Source organism: Pseudomonas koreensis (assembly GCF_036668835.1).
GTDB lineage: Bacteria > Pseudomonadota > Gammaproteobacteria > Pseudomonadales > Pseudomonadaceae > Aquipseudomonas > Aquipseudomonas koreensis_I.
On record NZ_JAZEVW010000001.1, the window covers coordinates 675,307 to 691,971 of the forward strand.

The 16,665-nt window shown below is 58.8% G+C and carries 18 protein-coding genes and 1 tRNA gene; 6 read left to right on the top strand and 13 right to left on the bottom strand.

From position 1 onward, the window contains the following. Window positions 1-35 precede the first annotated feature (35 nt). The 3 genes from V6F91_RS02955 to V6F91_RS02965 all read left to right on the top strand — a co-directional run bounded on the left by V6F91_RS02955 (window position 36) and on the right by V6F91_RS02965 (window position 1,510). The gene (locus V6F91_RS02955) at window positions 36-407 is read left to right on the top strand and encodes a YajD family HNH nuclease (RefSeq protein WP_007944009.1); all 372 of its coding nucleotides are present in this window, start codon (window positions 36-38) and stop codon (window positions 405-407) included. A gap of 182 nt (window positions 408-589) precedes the next feature. Continuing rightward, window positions 590-1,060: an RNA methyltransferase gene (locus V6F91_RS02960; RefSeq protein ID WP_007911337.1), complete on the top strand. Its 471-nt coding sequence runs from the start codon at window positions 590-592 to the stop codon at window positions 1,058-1,060. Between the two features lie 81 nt (window positions 1,061-1,141). Further along, complete coding sequence (locus V6F91_RS02965) at window positions 1,142-1,510, top strand: DUF2892 domain-containing protein (protein ID WP_332762215.1); 369 nt, start codon at window positions 1,142-1,144, stop codon at window positions 1,508-1,510. Window positions 1,511-1,679: 169 nt separating this feature from the next. Here V6F91_RS02965 and V6F91_RS02970 read toward each other — a convergent pair whose 3' ends face one another. The 5 genes from V6F91_RS02970 to V6F91_RS02990 form a co-directional block, all read right to left on the bottom strand. Continuing rightward, window positions 1,680-2,129, bottom strand: coding sequence for a YcgN family cysteine cluster protein (locus tag V6F91_RS02970; protein WP_332762217.1), 450 nt, complete (start codon window positions 2,127-2,129; stop codon window positions 1,680-1,682). 238 nt (window positions 2,130-2,367) lie between these two features. Beyond that, on the bottom strand, window positions 2,368-3,300 hold the full coding sequence (locus V6F91_RS02975) for a D-2-hydroxyacid dehydrogenase (protein ID WP_332762219.1): 933 nt from the start codon (window positions 3,298-3,300) through the stop codon (window positions 2,368-2,370). Window positions 3,301-3,404: 104 nt separating this feature from the next. Next, a complete protein-coding gene (locus V6F91_RS02980) occupies window positions 3,405-3,698 on the bottom strand; it encodes a YcgL domain-containing protein (RefSeq protein WP_208938342.1) in 294 nt (97 codons plus the stop codon). Further along, window positions 3,695-4,828 (bottom strand): ribonuclease D, encoded by a 1,134-nt coding sequence (gene rnd / locus V6F91_RS02985; protein ID WP_332762222.1) that lies wholly within the window; start codon window positions 4,826-4,828, stop codon window positions 3,695-3,697. The genes V6F91_RS02980 and rnd overlap by 4 nt, the downstream gene beginning before the upstream one ends. Window positions 4,829-4,991: 163 nt before the next feature. Continuing rightward, window positions 4,992-6,641 (bottom strand): phosphoethanolamine--lipid A transferase, encoded by a 1,650-nt coding sequence (locus V6F91_RS02990; RefSeq protein ID WP_332762224.1) that lies wholly within the window; start codon window positions 6,639-6,641, stop codon window positions 4,992-4,994. Window positions 6,642-7,054: 413 nt separating this feature from the next. Here V6F91_RS02990 and V6F91_RS02995 point away from each other — a divergent pair, with 413 nt between their 5' ends. Both V6F91_RS02995 and V6F91_RS03000 read left to right on the top strand, forming a co-directional pair. Then, window positions 7,055-8,260 (top strand): cyanate transporter, encoded by a 1,206-nt coding sequence (locus tag V6F91_RS02995; RefSeq protein WP_332762227.1) that lies wholly within the window; start codon window positions 7,055-7,057, stop codon window positions 8,258-8,260. A 176-nt stretch (window positions 8,261-8,436) separates the two neighbouring features. Then, on the top strand, window positions 8,437-9,372 hold the full coding sequence (locus tag V6F91_RS03000; protein WP_332762229.1) for a LysR family transcriptional regulator: 936 nt from the start codon (window positions 8,437-8,439) through the stop codon (window positions 9,370-9,372). 3 nt (window positions 9,373-9,375) lie between these two features. Here V6F91_RS03000 and V6F91_RS03005 read toward each other — a convergent pair whose 3' ends face one another. The 6 genes from V6F91_RS03005 to V6F91_RS03030 form a co-directional block, all read right to left on the bottom strand. After that, window positions 9,376-9,738: a 5-carboxymethyl-2-hydroxymuconate Delta-isomerase gene (locus V6F91_RS03005; protein ID WP_332762231.1), complete on the bottom strand. Its 363-nt coding sequence runs from the start codon at window positions 9,736-9,738 to the stop codon at window positions 9,376-9,378. A 161-nt stretch (window positions 9,739-9,899) separates the two neighbouring features. Continuing rightward, on the bottom strand, window positions 9,900-10,823 hold the full coding sequence (locus tag V6F91_RS03010; RefSeq protein ID WP_332762233.1) for a LysR substrate-binding domain-containing protein: 924 nt from the start codon (window positions 10,821-10,823) through the stop codon (window positions 9,900-9,902). 86 nt (window positions 10,824-10,909) lie between these two features. Next, window positions 10,910-13,006 (bottom strand): DUF6311 domain-containing protein, encoded by a 2,097-nt coding sequence (locus V6F91_RS03015; protein WP_332762235.1) that lies wholly within the window; start codon window positions 13,004-13,006, stop codon window positions 10,910-10,912. After that, the gene (locus V6F91_RS03020; RefSeq protein ID WP_332762237.1) at window positions 12,994-13,389 is read right to left on the bottom strand and encodes a GtrA family protein; all 396 of its coding nucleotides are present in this window, start codon (window positions 13,387-13,389) and stop codon (window positions 12,994-12,996) included. The genes V6F91_RS03015 and V6F91_RS03020 overlap by 13 nt, the downstream gene beginning before the upstream one ends. Then, entirely contained in the window at window positions 13,386-14,096 is a 711-nt protein-coding gene (locus tag V6F91_RS03025) for a class I SAM-dependent methyltransferase (protein WP_332762239.1), read from the bottom strand. The genes V6F91_RS03020 and V6F91_RS03025 overlap by 4 nt, the downstream gene beginning before the upstream one ends. A gap of 2 nt (window positions 14,097-14,098) precedes the next feature. Further along, entirely contained in the window at window positions 14,099-15,064 is a 966-nt protein-coding gene (locus tag V6F91_RS03030; RefSeq protein ID WP_332762241.1) for a glycosyltransferase family 2 protein, read from the bottom strand. Between the two features lie 279 nt (window positions 15,065-15,343). On the opposite strand from V6F91_RS03030, the gene V6F91_RS03035 reads away from it, so the two are divergent. Further along, a complete protein-coding gene (locus V6F91_RS03035; RefSeq protein ID WP_332762243.1) occupies window positions 15,344-15,535 on the top strand; it encodes a YegP family protein in 192 nt (63 codons plus the stop codon). A gap of 229 nt (window positions 15,536-15,764) precedes the next feature. Here the strand turns inward: V6F91_RS03035 and V6F91_RS03040 are convergent. Then, window positions 15,765-15,854: transfer RNA gene (locus tag V6F91_RS03040), tRNA-Ser, on the bottom strand. 83 nt (window positions 15,855-15,937) lie between these two features. Beyond that, complete coding sequence (purC, locus tag V6F91_RS03045; protein ID WP_332762245.1) at window positions 15,938-16,651, bottom strand: phosphoribosylaminoimidazolesuccinocarboxamide synthase; 714 nt, start codon at window positions 16,649-16,651, stop codon at window positions 15,938-15,940. Window positions 16,652-16,665: the final 14 nt, after the last annotated feature.

Sequence of the window (16,665 nt, forward strand, 5' to 3'; positions counted from 1 at the left end):
ATAACCGTCATCTGTCTTTCTACAAAGGTGAACCCATGAGTTCGTCCACCCCCACCAACACGTCGAAGCTGGACCGCATCCTCGCCGACAACCAGCGCGACAAGGAAATGGGCTACCGCGACAAAGCCTTGAAAATGTACCCGCACGTCTGCGGCCGCTGCGCCCGTGAGTTTTCCGGCAAGCGCCTGAGCGAACTGACCGTTCACCACCGCGACCACAATCACGACAACAACCCTCAGGATGGCTCGAACTGGGAGCTGCTGTGCCTGTACTGCCACGATAACGAGCACTCGCGTTATACCGATCAGCAGTATTTCGGCGAAGGCTCGCTGAGCACGCCGAAAATCGCCAAGGCCACGCATAATCCGTTTGCAGCGCTGGCCGGGCTAATGAAGAAAGAAGACTGAAGATCTTCAGTGCCTGAACTGGCCTCTTCGCGAGCAGGCTCGCTCCCACACTTGAAATGCATTCACCTGTGGGAGCGGGCCTGCTCGCGAAGACGGCCGGCTTGGCACCGCCAATCCATGATCTGACCACAACTGTCCAATCCCCGTATAATCGCGCTCTTTTTCCCGAAGGCACCCCGCTCGTGGCAGACAAACGGTACAGCTGCATTGGTTTGTATAACCCCAAATCACCCGAGAACGTCGGTTCGGTGATGCGCGCCGCCGGCTGCTATGGCGTGGCGTCGGTGTTCTACACCGGCAAGCGCTATGAACGCGCCGCTGACTTCGTCACCGATACCAAACGCGTTCACTATGACATTCCGCTGATCGGCATCGACGACCTGAAAAAGATCCTCCCCCTCAACTGCGTTCCCGTGGCCGTAGAACTGGTCGAGGGCGCCCGCCCGCTGCCGGAGTACACCCACCCGGATCGCGCGTTGTACATCTTTGGCCCGGAAGACGGCTCGCTGGACAAAGAGATCCGCGACTGGTGTGAAGACGTCGTGTACATCCCGACCACGGGTTGCATGAACCTTGCCGCCACCGTCAACGTCGTGCTCTACGACCGCATGGCCAAGGGCCTGAACACCCGCTCCGGACCAAAATTCCGCTGAAACGTCGCACATTCGATGGAACAAGCTGATCGCCGTCGCAGTCAGCTTGTTTATCCATCATTGATTGCCTGGAGAATCATCATGTCCGAGCTCAAACGCGTCGAATCGACCCCGTTTCAATCTCATTCCAACCAGAACGTCCACGGCTGGGAGCGCATTGGCTCGTTGACGGGCGGCGTGCTGATGGTCGGCAAAGGGCTGCGTCGCGGTGGTGTGTTCGGCCTGATCCAGGTGGCCCTCGGCGGCATGGCCATGGCCCGCGGGATTACCGGGCATTGCTCAGCGAAGAGCTTGCTGGAAAAAGGCCGTCAGGACATGAACAACGTACGGGCGAAAATCGAGCGGGCCGGCGAAGAACTGAACAAGCTGAAAACCAATGCCGAAGTGGCGACAGAAACCGCCACTGTGACCGGCAATGATTCGCTGAAGTCGCCGAAAGCTGCGGTTTGATCCAAAACCTGTAGCGGTTCTGCTGGCCCCATCGCTGGCAGGCCAGCTCCCACAGGAGCTGTGGGTTGTACTCGAGACAGATGTACGACATGAAACTTGTGGGAGCCAGCCTGCTGGCGATCGCGGACTGACCGGCGCCTGATCGACATCAAGCCCGCCCTTTCTTTAGTCAGCCCGCGCGAAAAATCAGGTGATCTTCCCAGTCATCCTCCGCCACGCTGCCCTCGGCCAGCATGCGCCCGGACTGGGAAATCCGCTCGTGGTGCACCGCTTCGCGGTCGCCACATACCAGGTGATGCCACAAAGGCAGGTCCTTGCCCTCGCTGACCAGGCGATAGCCACAGGTCGGCGGAAGCCATTTGAATTCCTCAGCCTGACCCGGCGTGAGCTGAATGCAGTCGGGGACGAACTGGATGCGGTTCGGATAATCGCTGCACTGACAGGTTTTCAGATCCAGCAGTTTGCAGGCGATGCGCGTGTAATAGACGCTGTTGTCTTCTTCATCTTCGAGTTTCTGCAGGCAGCACAGACCGCAGCCGTCGCACAGCGATTCCCACTCCTCGTGATCGAGCTGATCGAGGGTTTTGCGTTTCCAGAACGGTTCGACTATCGCGGCCATGGCTCAAGCATCAACATCAGGTGGTGAAAAGGCCGCCAGTCTAGTGCCAGCGGGGCCGTCGGCCAAGCGCTGGCGACTGTCGGTAAATTGAGCTTGGTACCACTGAGCCACAAAACACCGTGGGAGCCAGCCTGCTGGCGATAGCAGCCTGTCAGTCAACATTGTTGTTGTCTGACACTGCGCAATCGCCAGCAGACTGGCTCCCACAGGTTTTAGGCATCTTCAGGCAAGCGGCGAGTCAATAACCGCGGTCGAAATCCACTTCGCCGCGCAACGCCTCACCCGCCTGATAGGCCTTCAGGTTGTCGACAAACAGTTGCACCATCAACGCCGGTGAAGTCGGCGCCGAACTGTGCCCGGTCAACAACAAGCCCCAAGCGGTCCAGAACGGATGACGCTGCGGCAACGGTTCCTGCCGACAGACGTCGATCACTGCCCCGGCCAGATGCCCTTCCTTCAGCGCCTCCACCAAATCAGCATCGACAACCGCGACACCGCGCCCGGCGTTGATGAACAATCCGGTCGGTTTGAATTGCTTGAACAGTGCCGCGTCATAGATATCGTGGGTGTGCTCGGTGTTCGGCAGCAAATTGACTACGTAATCGACCTCCCCCACCAGGCGCGGCAGATCGGCCATCGAACCGACTTCGACAAACGGCGCCTGCTCGCGAGCGCTGCTGGCGATGCCGTACAGCTCGATGCCGAACGGCAACAGAAACTGCGCCACGCTCTGGCCGATATCGCCACTGCCGACAATCAGCACCTTGCGTCCGACCAGACTCTGGCCACTGCGGTTGTCCCACTTGCGCTCGACCTGGCTGACCAAGCGCGCCAGCACCTCGCGCTCATGGCCGAGAATGTAGGTCAGCACGTATTCAGCCATCACCTGACCGAAAATCCCCACCGCACGGGTCAGGCGATAATCGCGGCGCAAGCCGTCGGCGAGCAACGGCGTGATCCCGGCCCAGGTCGATTGCAGCCATTGTGGCTGATGCCCTTGGCGCAACAGCGTTGCCAGCAGGTCCGGCTGGCCCAGCCACACCGGGCAATCGGCGGCCTGCCGCGCCAGTTCGGCGGAGTCGCCGCTGGTCAGTACTTCCAGCTCCGGCGCTGCCTGACGCAGCAGCCGGGCGTATATCGCGTGGTCGTGTTCAGCAATCAGAACGCGCATCTTCAAACCTTTCGCAAGCCGTGCAGACGGTCGCCGGATTCCGGCGGCCATCGCGGTAAAAACAGTTCCAGGGTGGGTCGAGGCTCAGAACAGAGCCTCGCCGATCAGACCGGGTCGTTGCGGCGCAGCAACTCTTCGGGCAAGTGCTCGATGTACTCGTCCTCGGCCGGCGGCATCTGCAGGTGATAGCCCTGCTTGTCGAGGTTTTCCAGAACCACGGTAATGTCTTCGCTGGCCAGCTTGCGCTCAGGCGACAGCACCAGATCGAAGGAGTGTCTGGCTTTACCGAACGCCAGCATCAGCGCTTCGGGAACGCGCTCCAGCGCATCGCTTTTGAGCACATAAAGGTACATGCCGCTGCGCTTGGAGCTTTGGTAGATGGAGCAGATACGTTTCAAGGCTGTTCTCCGGCAGTGGCCAGGCTGTCGAGCAGCTTCTGGCCCATGAGTTTGCGGCGCCAGCCACGCAACGACTCGGGCAATTGGTAAGGCCCCTCGGGGAAGCCGCTTTTGACCAGCGCTTCGAGGGTTTTCTTGCGCAGCATCAGTTCCGGCGCGATGTCCAGACGCTCGGCCTCGGCCTGCCCCAGTGCGCGCAGGCGCTTGATCAGTGCAGCGGCTTCGATCGGCAGCGGTTCCGGCACGGCGGGCGGCCATTGATCAGGCCCCACACTGCCAGAGCGCTTGATCAGATCAAGCAGAAACTGGCCGTCCTGACGCACGGTACGCGGGTGCATGTCTTCGATCTTGCCCAGCGCGACGAGATTGTCCGGTTGCGTGCGGGCCAGCGGCCACAGCGAATGCTCGCGGATGATGCGGTTGCGCGGCAGATCGCGGGCACGTGCCTCGCCTTCACGCCAGGCACACAGTTCACGCAGCACGGCCAATTGCGCACGGGACAGTTTCCACGCCAGCTTGGCCTCGCGGTAAACCTCGTACGGATCGGTTTCGCGACGCAGGTTGGCGACCAGTTCGGCGCCATCTTCCAGCACCCACGCAAACTTGTCGGCGGACAGCCTGGGCTGCAACTCGACGAACACTTCGGCCAGATGCACCGCGTCTTCAGCGGCGTAGCTGATCTGCGTCTCGGACAACGGACGTTGCAACCAGTCGGAACGGGTTTCACCTTTCGGCAGCTCGATGCCGAGCACCGATTGCACCAGTCGCGAGTAGCCCATCGAGAAACCGAGGTTCAGGTACGCGGCAGCCAACTGGGTGTCGAACAGCGGCGCCGGCAGGCTGCCGGTCAGACGCAACAGCACTTCGAGGTCTTCGCTGCAGGCGTGCAGCACTTTCAGTACCGCCGGGTTTTCCAGCAGTGCCGCCAGCGGTTGCCAGGCATTGATGGTCAGCGGATCGATCAGGTAGGCGCGTTTGCCGTCGCCAACCTGCAGCAGGCCAGCAATCGGATAGAAGGTGTCGACCCGCATGAATTCGGTGTCGAGGGCAACGAACGGCAGCTGCTGCCACTCGGCGCAAAACTGCGCGAGGCTTTCGTTGTCGCGAATCCAGTGAATATCGATAGCCACACGGCTCTCCCTTGAAGAATGGCGCGCAGTATATATCGCCACTGGCGATTTACGCGCCTGCGAAGGGTAACAGCTGTAACGAAATGTCCTGCGATATGGAAAGAATAGTCTGACAGGGGAAACAGACGGGCCCGTCGCGTCAGAACGACGAGCCCGAGTTCTTTCAGTCCTTGGCCAGCACGCCGTCGATCACCGCACCGCGGCAACCTGCAAACAAGTCCAGATCGGCCTGGTATACGCTGCTTTTGACTTCCAGCAGGCCGAGCATCGAGTGGAACAGATTGTCCTGGCTCAGCGGTTTGTCGCGGCTCATTTGCAGGCAGTGGGTATCGACCGAGTAGGCTTTCTGATAACTGTCGGAGAACCACGCCAGCATCGCCACATGTTTCTGTTGTTCCGGCGCCAGCATGTAAGGCGTGCCATGCAGGAACAGGTTGTACTCGCCCAGCGACTCGCCGTGATCGGACAGATACAACATGGCGGTATCGACTTTTTCCTGATTGCTGCGCAATACATCGATCAGGCTCGACAGCACATGGTCGGTGTAGACCAGCGTGTTGTCGTAACCGTTGACGATACTCTCGCGGCTGCAATTGTTCAGCGCGTTACTTTCACAGACCGGGGTGAAGTGCTCGTATTCCTTTGGATAACGCTTGAAGTATTCCGGGCCGTGACTGCCCATCTGATGCAATACCAGTACGGTGTCCTTGTCCAGGTGATCGATAAAGCTTTGCAGGCCTTGCAGGAGAATTTCGTCGCGGCATTCGCTGTTGGCGCACAGCGCCGGATCCTTCAGGTTGCTGACATCCTGCACTGTGACGCGATCGCAAGTGCCTTTACAGCCAGACTGGTTATCGCGCCAGATCACATCGATACCGGCACGCTTGAGTACATCGAGCAGGCCCTCTTCATTCTTCGCCTTGCTCGCGTCGTAGTTCTTGCGGCCCATGTTGGAGAACATGCACGGCACCGACACGGCGGTTTCCGTGCCACAGGAGTGCACATCGGTGAAGGCGATCAGCCCGGCTTCGTGATTCAGTTGCGGTGTGGTGTCGCGGGGGTAACCAAGGATGCCGAAGTTTTCCGCACGGGCGCTTTCGCCGACCACCAACACCGTCAGGGACTTACGCGGTTGCAGTTTGATGTCCGGATTACGCTGGGCGTCTTCGCCGATTTTGATGAACGGCTGCTGTGCGGAAGCGACTTGTTCACGCAAGTAACCTGCCGAAGCACCGATAAAGTTGCTCGGTACCAGCATCAAGCGAATTTCGTGGTGATTACGAAACAGCGAGGACAAGCCTTGATAGTTGGCCAATGCCACCCCGCCAATAACGGCAGCGCTGGCCACACTCACCACAACTTTACTGAAGACTTCGCGATGCCAGCGACGATAATTAACCGGCACTTTCCACAGCAACCATGAAGGCAAGACACCGAGCAATAGAATAAAAGCAAACAACTTCAACGACAGCAGATCACGCACTTCGGTGACATTGGTTTCGGCGAAATTGCGAAACATGCCGGCGTCCATCATCACGCCATACTGATTCATGAAATAAGCCACGCCGGCACTGGTTAAAAACAGCGCGATCAGCACGGGCTTAAGCAGCGGGCGGAAGGCAAATACCGTCAGCACCAGATTGAATGCCGCCAGGATCATCACGGCAAAAGCCACACGCATCGCGATGCCCCGGCCATCGCCGCCGGTGATCGCGAACAGGTGTTGCCAGAGCACCAGGTTGAAACCGATCAGAAGAAAGGCACTGGCAATCAACGTCACCCATTCCGGGCGCACGGCTTTTGACTTGAACATAGAAAGGGCTGTTCCTGAAAAGAAGAGCCTTGGTTAATAACGCTTTTTTCATTTGTGAAAAATTCATTAACCAAGTGCATACAAACTTTAGGCAGGCAACCATCAATTTTTTGTGAAAAAGACGCCAACGATTAGTTGGCTTTTAATAATATCGCTGGACCAAGTATGTATTTGAGAATGATTCAGGTTTTATTCAGAAAAAACGCTCAGCTCATTTAGGAGTGAGCCTGCTCGCGATAGCGGTGTGTCAGGCAACACTTATGCTGAATGACACACCGCTATCGCGAGCAGGCTCACTCCTACAGAACGTTGAGGCGGTATCGAGTTATTAGATACTGCTGCGGATTTTCTGGTTTGCCTGGCATGCACGGCACCGCGCCTAATCATCAGCCTGCGCTTATCAAGGACACGCCATGCAAAACGTCCACACCCCCACTCGCCCCGCTGTGGGGTTGATGCTCGCCATCATCCTCGTCGCGCTCAATCTGCGGCCATCGATGGCGGCGGTCGGTCCCCTGCTGTCGGCCATTCGCGGTGAAATCCCGCTGAGTTTCAGCCTCGCGTCACTGCTGACCATGCTGCCAGTGATGGCCATGGGGCTGGCGATGTTTTTCGGTCTGGCGATCAGTCAGCGCGTAGGTCAACAGTGCACGGTGTTGTTGTCGCTGCTGGTCATCGCGCTGGCAACGCTGGCGCGGCTGTTTGTCAATACGGCAACCGGATTGATTATCAGCGCCGTGCTGGCGGGGTTCGGCATTGCGTTGATTCAGGCGTTGATTCAGGCGTTGATGCCGGCGTTGATCAAATCGCGTTTCCCCGACAATGTCGCACTGTGCATGGGCTTGTATGTCACGTCGATCATGGGTGGCGCGGCACTGGCGGCGACCTTCGCGCCCTGGGTTATGGTGCAGACCGCAAGCTGGCGCACGGGTCTGGCGATATGGGCCTTGCTGGCATTATTCGCCTTGCTGGCTTGGTGGGCACAACGCCGTCATTTGCCGAATACTCTGACGCTGGCCGCCCAGAAAGACGTTTTCGCCAGTAACGGTCGCGCCTGGTTGCTGGCGATTTTTTTCGGGCTAGGGACGGCGTCCTATACCTGTGTGCTCGCCTGGCTCGCACCCTACTACGTGGAACTAGGCTGGAGCGAACAGAACGCCGGGCTGTTGTTGGGTTTTCTGACGGCAATGGAAGTGATTTCCGGCCTCGTTGTACCGGCCATCGCCAACCGCAGCCGCGATCGACGCGCGATCCTGATGACGTTACTGGCGCTGATCATTGCCGGGTTTTGCGGCCTGATCCTCAGTCCGCAGCATTTCAGCCTGCTCTGGCCGTGCCTGCTGGGCCTGGGCATCGGTGGCTTGTTTCCGATGAGCCTGATCGTCGCGCTCGATCATCTCGATGACCCGCAGCGCGCCGGTGGCCTGACGGCGTTTGTGCAGGGTATCGGGTATCTGATCGCCGGGCTCTCGCCAATGCTGGCCGGGTTGATCCGCGACCGCCTGGGCAGCTTCGAATGGGCGTGGTGGTCACTGACGGCAGTCATGGCGCTGATGCTGCTGATGGTGTTGCGCTTCGACCCGCGGCATTACCGCCGACACTTTTCGTCAACGAACTGAAGGCCTCTGGCCAGCTTTATCCAGTTTGATCGATGACGTCGTGTTGCTAAAAGTTTCTGTCCCACTTGTGACCGTGAAATGTCTTACAGGGCTTTCTCCTGGCACCATCGTTCCGCTAGGATCGTTCGCACACGTTTGCGCGGATTCCGCGCAAGGAGCACAGCGAGACAGAACGGATGCTGAACAGTAACTTGCTTCGAAAGCTCGACATGCAGGACCTCATGGTGTTTGTCGCCGTGTATGAGCAGAGCAGCGTCACCGATGTGTCGGAAACCCTGTTCGTCAGCCAGTCCACCGTCAGTTACTGCCTGAAAAAACTGCGCACCAGTTTTGAAGACGAACTGTTCATCAACACCCGCACCGGCATGCGCCCGACCTACAAGGCCAGCAGCATGTATGGCCATGTGCAGAAGATCATCGAAAGCATCAACCTGTGTCACGCCGGCGCCCCGACGTTCGACCCGAGCCAGCAAGCCGTCACCTTCAACATCTGCGCGCCGGAATATTTCGAGCAACTGATTCTGCCGCGGCTGTTGAAGCGCTTCGACTTCGACGATTTGCCGGTGATGGTCAACATGCACAAGTTCGAGACCGACGTCCCGGCAGAAGAACTGCGCGACGGCAGCCTCGATCTGGTGATCAGCTTCGGCCCCAACTTCCATCGCCAGCACAGCGATCTGAAATCACGCCTGCTGCTGGAAGATGACCTGGTTTGCGTGTTCGACAAACGCGCTACACCGCTGGAACCGCGCTTGAGCCTGCAAGCCTTCACCGAGCGCCGCCACGTTTTCCCGACACCCTGGACTTCATCTACCAACATGGTCGATGGCTGGCTGGCGCGGCAGGCGCAGAAACGCCAGATCGTCGCGCGCTCGAACAGCTACAGCGCGGCGTTGAAGATGATTACCGGTACCGATTTCATCCTCACCCTGCCCCGCCGTATCCAGCGTCTTCTGACCAACGAGGCGGTGTTCAACCACTGCGAGGCGCCGAACGGCTTGCCCGGCTTCACCCTCGACATGCAGTGGTGCCAGAGCGTCGATCAGGACAGCGCCAACGTCTGGCTGCGCGAGCAGGTGGTCAATGTGTGCAAAGAACTCGATGCGAGCTGAGTCCTACACGCCCACCACAGCTTTGCTGTAGGACTCGCGATCGATGTCGAGCAGTTCGATACACAATTGCACTTCGACAGCGGCCGGCCATTCGCAGATGTCCTGCAGAGCCGCCAGCAGACTTTGCGACAACTGCTTCTTGATCTCAGGCGAACGCCCACTGAGCAGGGCCAGTTTGACGTGAACGAACCCACGCTCGGCGATCGCGGTACCGACCTTGAATGTCTCGACCTTGACCGCACGGCCCTTGATATCGAACTCGGCAGCGAACTGACCGGATCCCACCAGAGTGTTGTTGAGCCGGATCAATGCGACATCGGCGTTCAGCGGCAGGTTGGCGGTGTATTCCAGGTGCAGGTGTGGCATTGCGGGACTCCGGTCAGTGGGGCGTAGGGCGGTACATATAGCACAGTCATACGAGATCGTTGTGGGAGCGAGCCTGCTCGCGAAAGCGTCCTGTCAGATTATGCATGTGCGCCTGTCAGACCGCTTCGCGAGCAGGCTCGCTCCCACAGGTCAAGTGGTGATCATGCAAGTGGGGGCTGTGGCCGTTCGCTCATGAAGGCTTCCAGCCGCGAACGCAACCAGCGCTCGGCCGGGTCGCTGTCGACGTGGCTGAGCCAGACCATCGACAGGTCCAGCGTGGGTGTCTTGAACGGAAACGGCTCCTGGAACAGCAATCCAGACGCAGCCATCGCCGCCGCGGTGTAATCCGGCAGGCTGGCGATCAGGTCGGTACCGGCCAGCAGTGCCGGCAACGCGCTGTATTGCGGTACCGACAATACGACCTGGCGCGTGCGACCCAGCTCCGCCAGCCACTCGTCAGCGTAGCCGCTGACATTGGCCGTGTGCGAGACCAGTACGTGCGGGCGCGCGCAATATTCATCCAGAGTCAGCGGTGTATCGCTGGAATCGGCGCGCAGAATGCTCGGCTGGATGTGCCGCAGCAATTTGCGCTTGGCGTTGGCCGGCAGGCCGCGGGTCTGGCTGATGCCAACGGTAATATCGCCCGCGGCGAGCAGATCGGGAATCCGCCAGTAATCGACGTGTTGCACCACAAACACCACGTTCGGCGCTTCCTGGCGCAGCGCTCGCAACAGCGGCGGCAGCAGACCGAACTCGACGTCATCGGACAGGCCGATGCGAAAGGTCATGGTGCTCACCGCCGGGTCGAAATCGCGGGTCAGGCTCAGCGCCACCGACAGCGAATCAAGCGCCGGTTTCAGATGACGAAAGATATCTTCGGCGCGGGCCGTCGGCTCCATGCGGTGACCGACGCGGATGAACAGCGGGTCGTTGAGCATCGTGCGCAGGCGGTTGAGTGCCGAGCTGATGGTCGGCTGGCCGAGAAACAGTTTCTCCGCCGCTCGGGTCACGTTGCGTTCGAGCATCAAGGTCTCGAACACCACCATCAGGTTGATATCGGCCTTGCGAAGTTCATTGCGGTTCATCCATTGCCCCCTGCTCCCCGGAATGCGGGCAGTGTAGAAAGACGCCGAGCCCGGCGTCCATCAACGTTTGCGCAGTCATTGCAGATTCAACGGACGGTCAGCGATTTCAGACCCAGCCCCATCACGCGCACATCATCGTTCAAGCCGAGGTTTCGCGGACTGGTCGCGTCCGGCAAGTGAATTTGCAAGATCAACGGTTGGCCATTTTTCAATTTGTCCTGGACCGCTGCGCTGAGCGGAATCTCCAGCACGTTGTCTTGCACCTGGGTCAGGCGCGTTGACAAGGCTTCAGCCCCGTCGATGCTGACGATCACTCGTTGAGTCAACCGGGGCGGCATGGCGAATGCCAGCACGTCCATGACGATCGCAGTACTCTGCGGCGCGACACGCACAGCGATTTGCGCCTCTTGCCCTTCACTCCATGTTCCCCAGCTTTCCGACGCGGCCCAGCCGTTGAGCAACTGTCGGCTCTTGCGATTGAACAGTTGCACCAGCCCCGGTTGGCTCAAGGGCAGCGCCGACATCGAACGCCCCTCATCGACCATTGGCAGGCACTGGTCGCAACGCTTCCAGCCCGGCGCCAGCACGACAAAGTCGTCGACGCGGGTCAGCAGGTCGGTCTCGCTGCGCACACTCTTCACCGCCAGATCCAGCGCGTCATCATCGAGGATGTACAGCGAATCAGCTGCATAATCTCCGGAACTCAGCCGGCGTTGTGCATCACGCTGAGCCTGGTCGAGAGCCTTGGGACTCATGCGTCCCATATACACGGCATCGGTGCTCACGCCATGTGTCGCGGCAAACCAGGCAATGGGTTGCCATTGATCCGACTGGTTTTTCGGCATCAGGGCGCGGATGTTCTGGTAATGAGCCGCCGCGCTGTCCCAGAACGGGTCGCGCATCGAGCTGGTCCACACCGAGGACGGCGGCAGCATTTTCGTCGCGCGCAGCCCCTGCCAGGCAATACTTGTGTCGGTGACTTGTGCGGTCAATGCCACAGCCAGCAAGCCGATGGCGATTGGCGCCCGGTATCCACGCACAATCAGGTAGATCACCAGTAACACCAAGGTGTAAAACACCGGCCAGAACATCCGGCCCGAAGCGCGGAAAATGCTCGCCAGTGCCTCGATGGTTTTCGGCAGCGGATAACTGAAGGTGTGTGCGCCGAAACCGATCTGATTGGACAGCGCAAACAGAGTCAGCCCGATCATTGCCAACAGCAGCCATGGCCAGCGAAGCATTAGCGACTTCAGCCTGATGTTGCGTCGCCATAGCGCAATCGCGGCCAACGGCAACAGCATCAGTACACCGAGGCCCAGATAGTTGAAACCTTCGTAGTCGCCGCCGCCCTTGGCGAAGCCCGGCACCACGTACGACCAGCCGTCCGCATCGAACAAGGCCAGCAGGTTCATCCGATACCAGCCAAAACTGCCGCCGCCCGCCCCGTCGACGATGCTGAAATAGCCCGCCTGCCAGCAACACACGCTGACCAACGCAAACAAGCCACCGAACTCGATCAGCCCCCGACGCCGACTCAGCTTGCCGGCCATGACTTTACCGAACAGGTCAGCCACCCAGATCAACGCCACCATCACTAATAAATAGGCATGCACCAACGCCGTCGCGCCGAGCAAGGTGCCCCAGGCCAGGCGACGCCGTTCAAGTGCCGGATGCAAGGCCAGATATAAGGCGGCGAGAATCAGAAAGTGCGCGACCAGGGACAGGTGCCCACCGGTGCGCAAGAACATCGGCGGCGAGAACACCAGCAATCCGCAGCCCAACAGGCGCAGCGCGGCGTTATCGGTGATGAGGCCAAGTAATTTCCAACCGAACCAGGCCTGCAAGACAAAACAGGCCAGCAACCATAAGCCGAAATACTGAAACGTCTCGGGCAACCAGCCATCGACGGTTTTGAACAGGATTGCCAGCAGCGGATTGGAATCGGAAAAGATCACCGCACTGCCCAGTTCCAGTCCATAAGACGGATTGAGCCCGAGCGGAAATGTCCACGGTCCATGGCGGAAATTTACCCAGCCAAGGTAATGCGTCGCCGGATCGCCGCCCTCGAGCCAGGCGATATTCTGCGGGTCCAACGCATTCGGGCCGATCACCAGAAAAAATGCCAGCATGCCCAGCAATACAGGCAAAAGCGCGAGCGCCGGATGCTTGTTCAATTCCCCCATCGATACGTCCAGAAGTTATGCAGCACGAACGTGAAAGCGGGAATCGTCAACGCTACCGCCACGATGCCCAGCAAATAATGCAGCCCTGCCATCTGTGCCGCCCAGGCGACCAACATGGCCAGGAAAAATCCGCCGACCGACACCAGCAGAAACCGCAGCAGCGTTCGGCCATGTAACCGCGCCGAAAAGCTCCAGGTGGTGTTGATCACATACGACACGACCGTTGCCACGGCGAACGCCACGCCGTTGGCCAAGGGTGGTAAAGGACTGATGAAGTTGATAAACGTGATCGCGACCAACGCATGCAAAGCCGTGACGAACAAACCGGTCACAGCAAAGCGCACACCACGCTGAATGAACGCGGCTCTTTCGCGTGGGGTCACGGTTTCTGCGCCAGTACAAATACGCTCAGACCCGCCAGACGATTCATCCCCATCAGTGGCAACTCAAGGCTGCAAAGCGTCTTGAGCACGGTATTGACCAGCGGATGATGACGCTTGAGTTGCGAGCGCGGCGGTTGCGCCTGTGGGCCCTGCGGCAGCAAACGCAACGCTGCGGCAAGCGGAAACACCGCGCCGAAATAATACGCACCGTGCTGCACCGTCAACCCGGCTTCGCGCGCCAGGGTTTCGAACTGCGCCAGGGTGTAGCGGCGCTTGTGTTCGAGAAAGTCGTCGTGACCGCTCCACAGGAACTGGAATGCCGGCACGGTCATCAGAAAGCGACTGCCCGACGGCACTTTGTCGACGTACATCCTGAGCAAGCCGAGGTCGTCATCGACATGTTCGAGCACGTCCATCAGCAGCACCAGATCGGCGTCGACGTGATCGATGTCGCGGCGATAATGCACCGGTTTGCCAGCGACAGCACCGCTGGAGTCGGCGGGGTAACTGATGTCGACGCACCACGCTTCGCGCGCCTGCGTGTGGGTCAGCAGGTGGTGCGAGAAGAAACCCGAGCCGGCGCCCACATCGAGAATTCGCTGGATCGGCCCGTCACCGAGCAAGCGTCGGGTGGCCGCGGCCTTCGAACTGTAATACCAATGCTCATTGATGCTGTCGCCGAGGATGTCGGTTTCCTTGAGATCCATGTTCAGTCCTTGGGGTCGTAGACGCGACGCACCAGAAAAACCGGCCGGCGCTTGGATTCGATATAGGTGCGGCCCAGGTACTCACCGAGCACGCCGATACCGATCAATTGCAAGCCGCCAAGAAAGGTCACGGCCACCATCAACGAGGCGTAACCGGGCATGTCGACGCCATGAATCAACGTGCGTAAAACAATGAAAATGGCGAAGGCAAACGATACCAGCGACACCAGCGCGCCCACATACGTCCAGACGCGCAACGGTTCGGTGCTGAAGCTGGTGATGCCCTCAAGGGCGAAATTCCATAGCCGCCAGCCGTTGAATTTGCTCTGCCCCGCCACGCGCTCAGGGCGTTCGTAATCGACATGCGTGGTGCGAAAACCGACCCAGGCGAACAAGCCCTTCATGAAGCGCCGGGATTCGGGCAGCGTCAGCAAGGCATCGACCACGCAGCGATCCATCAGACGAAAATCGCCGACATTTTCGGGTAACGGCAGTTCGGCAATCCGGTTGTGCAGGCGATAGAACCAATGCGCCGAGGTCTGCTTGGCCCAGGTGTCGCTGCGGCGACTGACCCGATGCCCCAGCACGACTTCATAACCTTCGCGCCAACGCTCGATCATATGCAGAATGACTTCCGGCGGATCCTGCAGATCGGCATCGATCGGCACGACAATCTGCCCGCCCGCGATCTGCAGACCGGCAGACAACGCCGCCTCTTTACCGAAGTTACGACTCAAATCAACGATGCGCAGACGCGGGTCATGCCGCTGATGCCCGAGCAAACGCTCAAGGGTGGCATCGGTGCTGCCGTCATTGACGAACACCAGTTCAAGGTCAATCAACGGTTGTTGCTGGAAGACTTCATTGATCCGCCGCAGAAAGGTGTCGAGGCTGTCCTCTTCGTTGAAAACCGGGACCACCAGCGATAACGTCACCTGCCCGGCCTGTTGCGTTCCGTGCTCAGTCAAAGGGAGTGCTCTTTTTTTATAGTGTTTGTCGGTCGCCTATCAGTTTCGACGCCATGAGCCGTCCCGTATTAAGCAGTAGCGCTGGCAGCGTTGCAACAAGCAAACAGCGGCATATCGGCCAATCCGGACGCCTATCCCCCCGCTCTAATACGCGCCCCGCGGAAACATCCGCCAACGATTGGAAACAAATGTCCGATAGCCAAAAAAACCGTCTGCGCTAGGCTTGCGACGATGCGCCACACCGACTGGCGTACATCTAAATCGCATGGAGCGAACTGAATGTATTTCGAGATTTACAGGCAATCCAGAGGCACCTCCAGCACCGGCAAAGGACAATGGCGCTGGAGACTGAGAGCGCGAAACCACGAGACCATCGCCAGCGGCGAGTCTTATGTGAACAAGGCGGATTGTCTTCACGTGATCGGGTTGATCAAGGCGGTGCAGGGGGAGACGCCGGTTAAGGAGATTTGAAACCTCGGTTCTGTTGAGAGCTCGTCCCCGTAAAAACGAAGAAGCCCTGCAGACAAATAATCGTCTGCAAGGCTTTTATGCGCATCGGGCAACGGAGCGAGTCGTTGCGTAATGGCAGACAAGGTCACAGGATTTTTACGGGACGACCGATTCCCAGGCTCTTTGTCCGCTCTCGCTCGGAAACAAAAAAGCCCCGTAGATTTTCATCTACGGGGCTTTTTCTATGTAATGGCGGAGAGATAGGGATTCGAACCCTAGGTACCGGTGAAGGTACAACGGATTTCGAATCCGTCCCATTCGGCCACTCTGGCATCTCTCCAACGGCGCGCATCATAACAACACTTTTACCGAAAGCAAACCCTCTTTCGAAAATTTGTTCGTGCTATCAGATGCTTGCGTCGATTAAAGCGGTACACCCAGACGATTGGCGACTTCTTCGTAGGCTTCGATGACATCACCGAGGCCCTGGCGGAAGCGGTCCTTGTCCATCTTCTTCCTGGTGTCCTTGTCCCACAGACGGCAGCCGTCCGGGCTGAACTCGTCGCCGAGGACGATGGAGCCGTCGCTGAACACGCCAAATTCAAGCTTGAAGTCGACCAGCAGCAGACCTGCGTCGTCGAACAGCTTGGTCAGCACTTCGTTGACCTTCAGCGACAGTTCTTTCATGCGCGCCAGTTGCTCGGCGGTGCCCCAACCGAATGCCACAACGTGGGATTCGTTGATGAACGGGTCACCCTTGGCGTCGTCCTTGAGGAACAGTTCGAAGGTGTAAGGGTTGAGCTTCATGCCCTCTTCGACGCCCAGACGCTTGACCAGGCTGCCGGCGGCGTAGTTACGCACGACGCACTCGACCGGGATCATGTCGAGTTTCTTCACCAGGACTTCGTTGTCAGCCAGCAGTTTGTCGAATTGGGTCGGAATGCCGGCCGCTTCGAGTTTCTGCATGATGAAGGCGTTGAACTTGTTGTTCACCATGCCTTTGCGGTCGAGTTGCTCGATGCGCTTGCCGTCGAACGCCGAGGTGTCGTTGCGAAACAGCAGGATCAAGCGGTCAGCGTCGTCGGTCTTGTAAACCGATTTGGCTTTGCCGCGGTAGAGTTCTTCACGTTTTTCCATGATGGGCTCCGCTT

Bases quoted from the DNA above. Each gene is read 5' to 3' on its own strand.
- V6F91_RS02970 (WP_332762217.1), bottom strand. From the start codon at position 2,129: ATGGCCGCGATAGTCGAACCGTTCTGGAAACGCAAAACCCTCGATCAG.
- V6F91_RS02995 (WP_332762227.1), top strand. From the start codon at position 7,055: ATGCAAAACGTCCACACCCCCACTCGCCCCGCTGTGGGGTTGATGCTC.
- V6F91_RS03015 (WP_332762235.1), bottom strand. From the start codon at position 13,006: ATGGGGGAATTGAACAAGCATCCGGCGCTCGCGCTTTTGCCTGTATTG.
- V6F91_RS02990 (WP_332762224.1), bottom strand. From the start codon at position 6,641: ATGTTCAAGTCAAAAGCCGTGCGCCCGGAATGGGTGACGTTGATTGCC.
- V6F91_RS03010 (WP_332762233.1), bottom strand. From the start codon at position 10,823: ATGAACCGCAATGAACTTCGCAAGGCCGATATCAACCTGATGGTGGTG.
- purC (WP_332762245.1), bottom strand. From the start codon at position 16,651: ATGGAAAAACGTGAAGAACTCTACCGCGGCAAAGCCAAATCGGTTTAC.
- V6F91_RS02975 (WP_332762219.1), bottom strand. From the start codon at position 3,300: ATGCGCGTTCTGATTGCTGAACACGACCACGCGATATACGCCCGGCTG.
- V6F91_RS03025 (WP_332762239.1), bottom strand. From the start codon at position 14,096: ATGGATCTCAAGGAAACCGACATCCTCGGCGACAGCATCAATGAGCAT.
- V6F91_RS02955 (WP_007944009.1), top strand. From the start codon at position 36: ATGAGTTCGTCCACCCCCACCAACACGTCGAAGCTGGACCGCATCCTC.
- V6F91_RS03000 (WP_332762229.1), top strand. From the start codon at position 8,437: ATGCTGAACAGTAACTTGCTTCGAAAGCTCGACATGCAGGACCTCATG.
- V6F91_RS03005 (WP_332762231.1), bottom strand. From the start codon at position 9,738: ATGCCACACCTGCACCTGGAATACACCGCCAACCTGCCGCTGAACGCC.
- V6F91_RS02965 (WP_332762215.1), top strand. From the start codon at position 1,142: ATGTCCGAGCTCAAACGCGTCGAATCGACCCCGTTTCAATCTCATTCC.
- V6F91_RS03035 (WP_332762243.1), top strand. From the start codon at position 15,344: ATGTATTTCGAGATTTACAGGCAATCCAGAGGCACCTCCAGCACCGGC.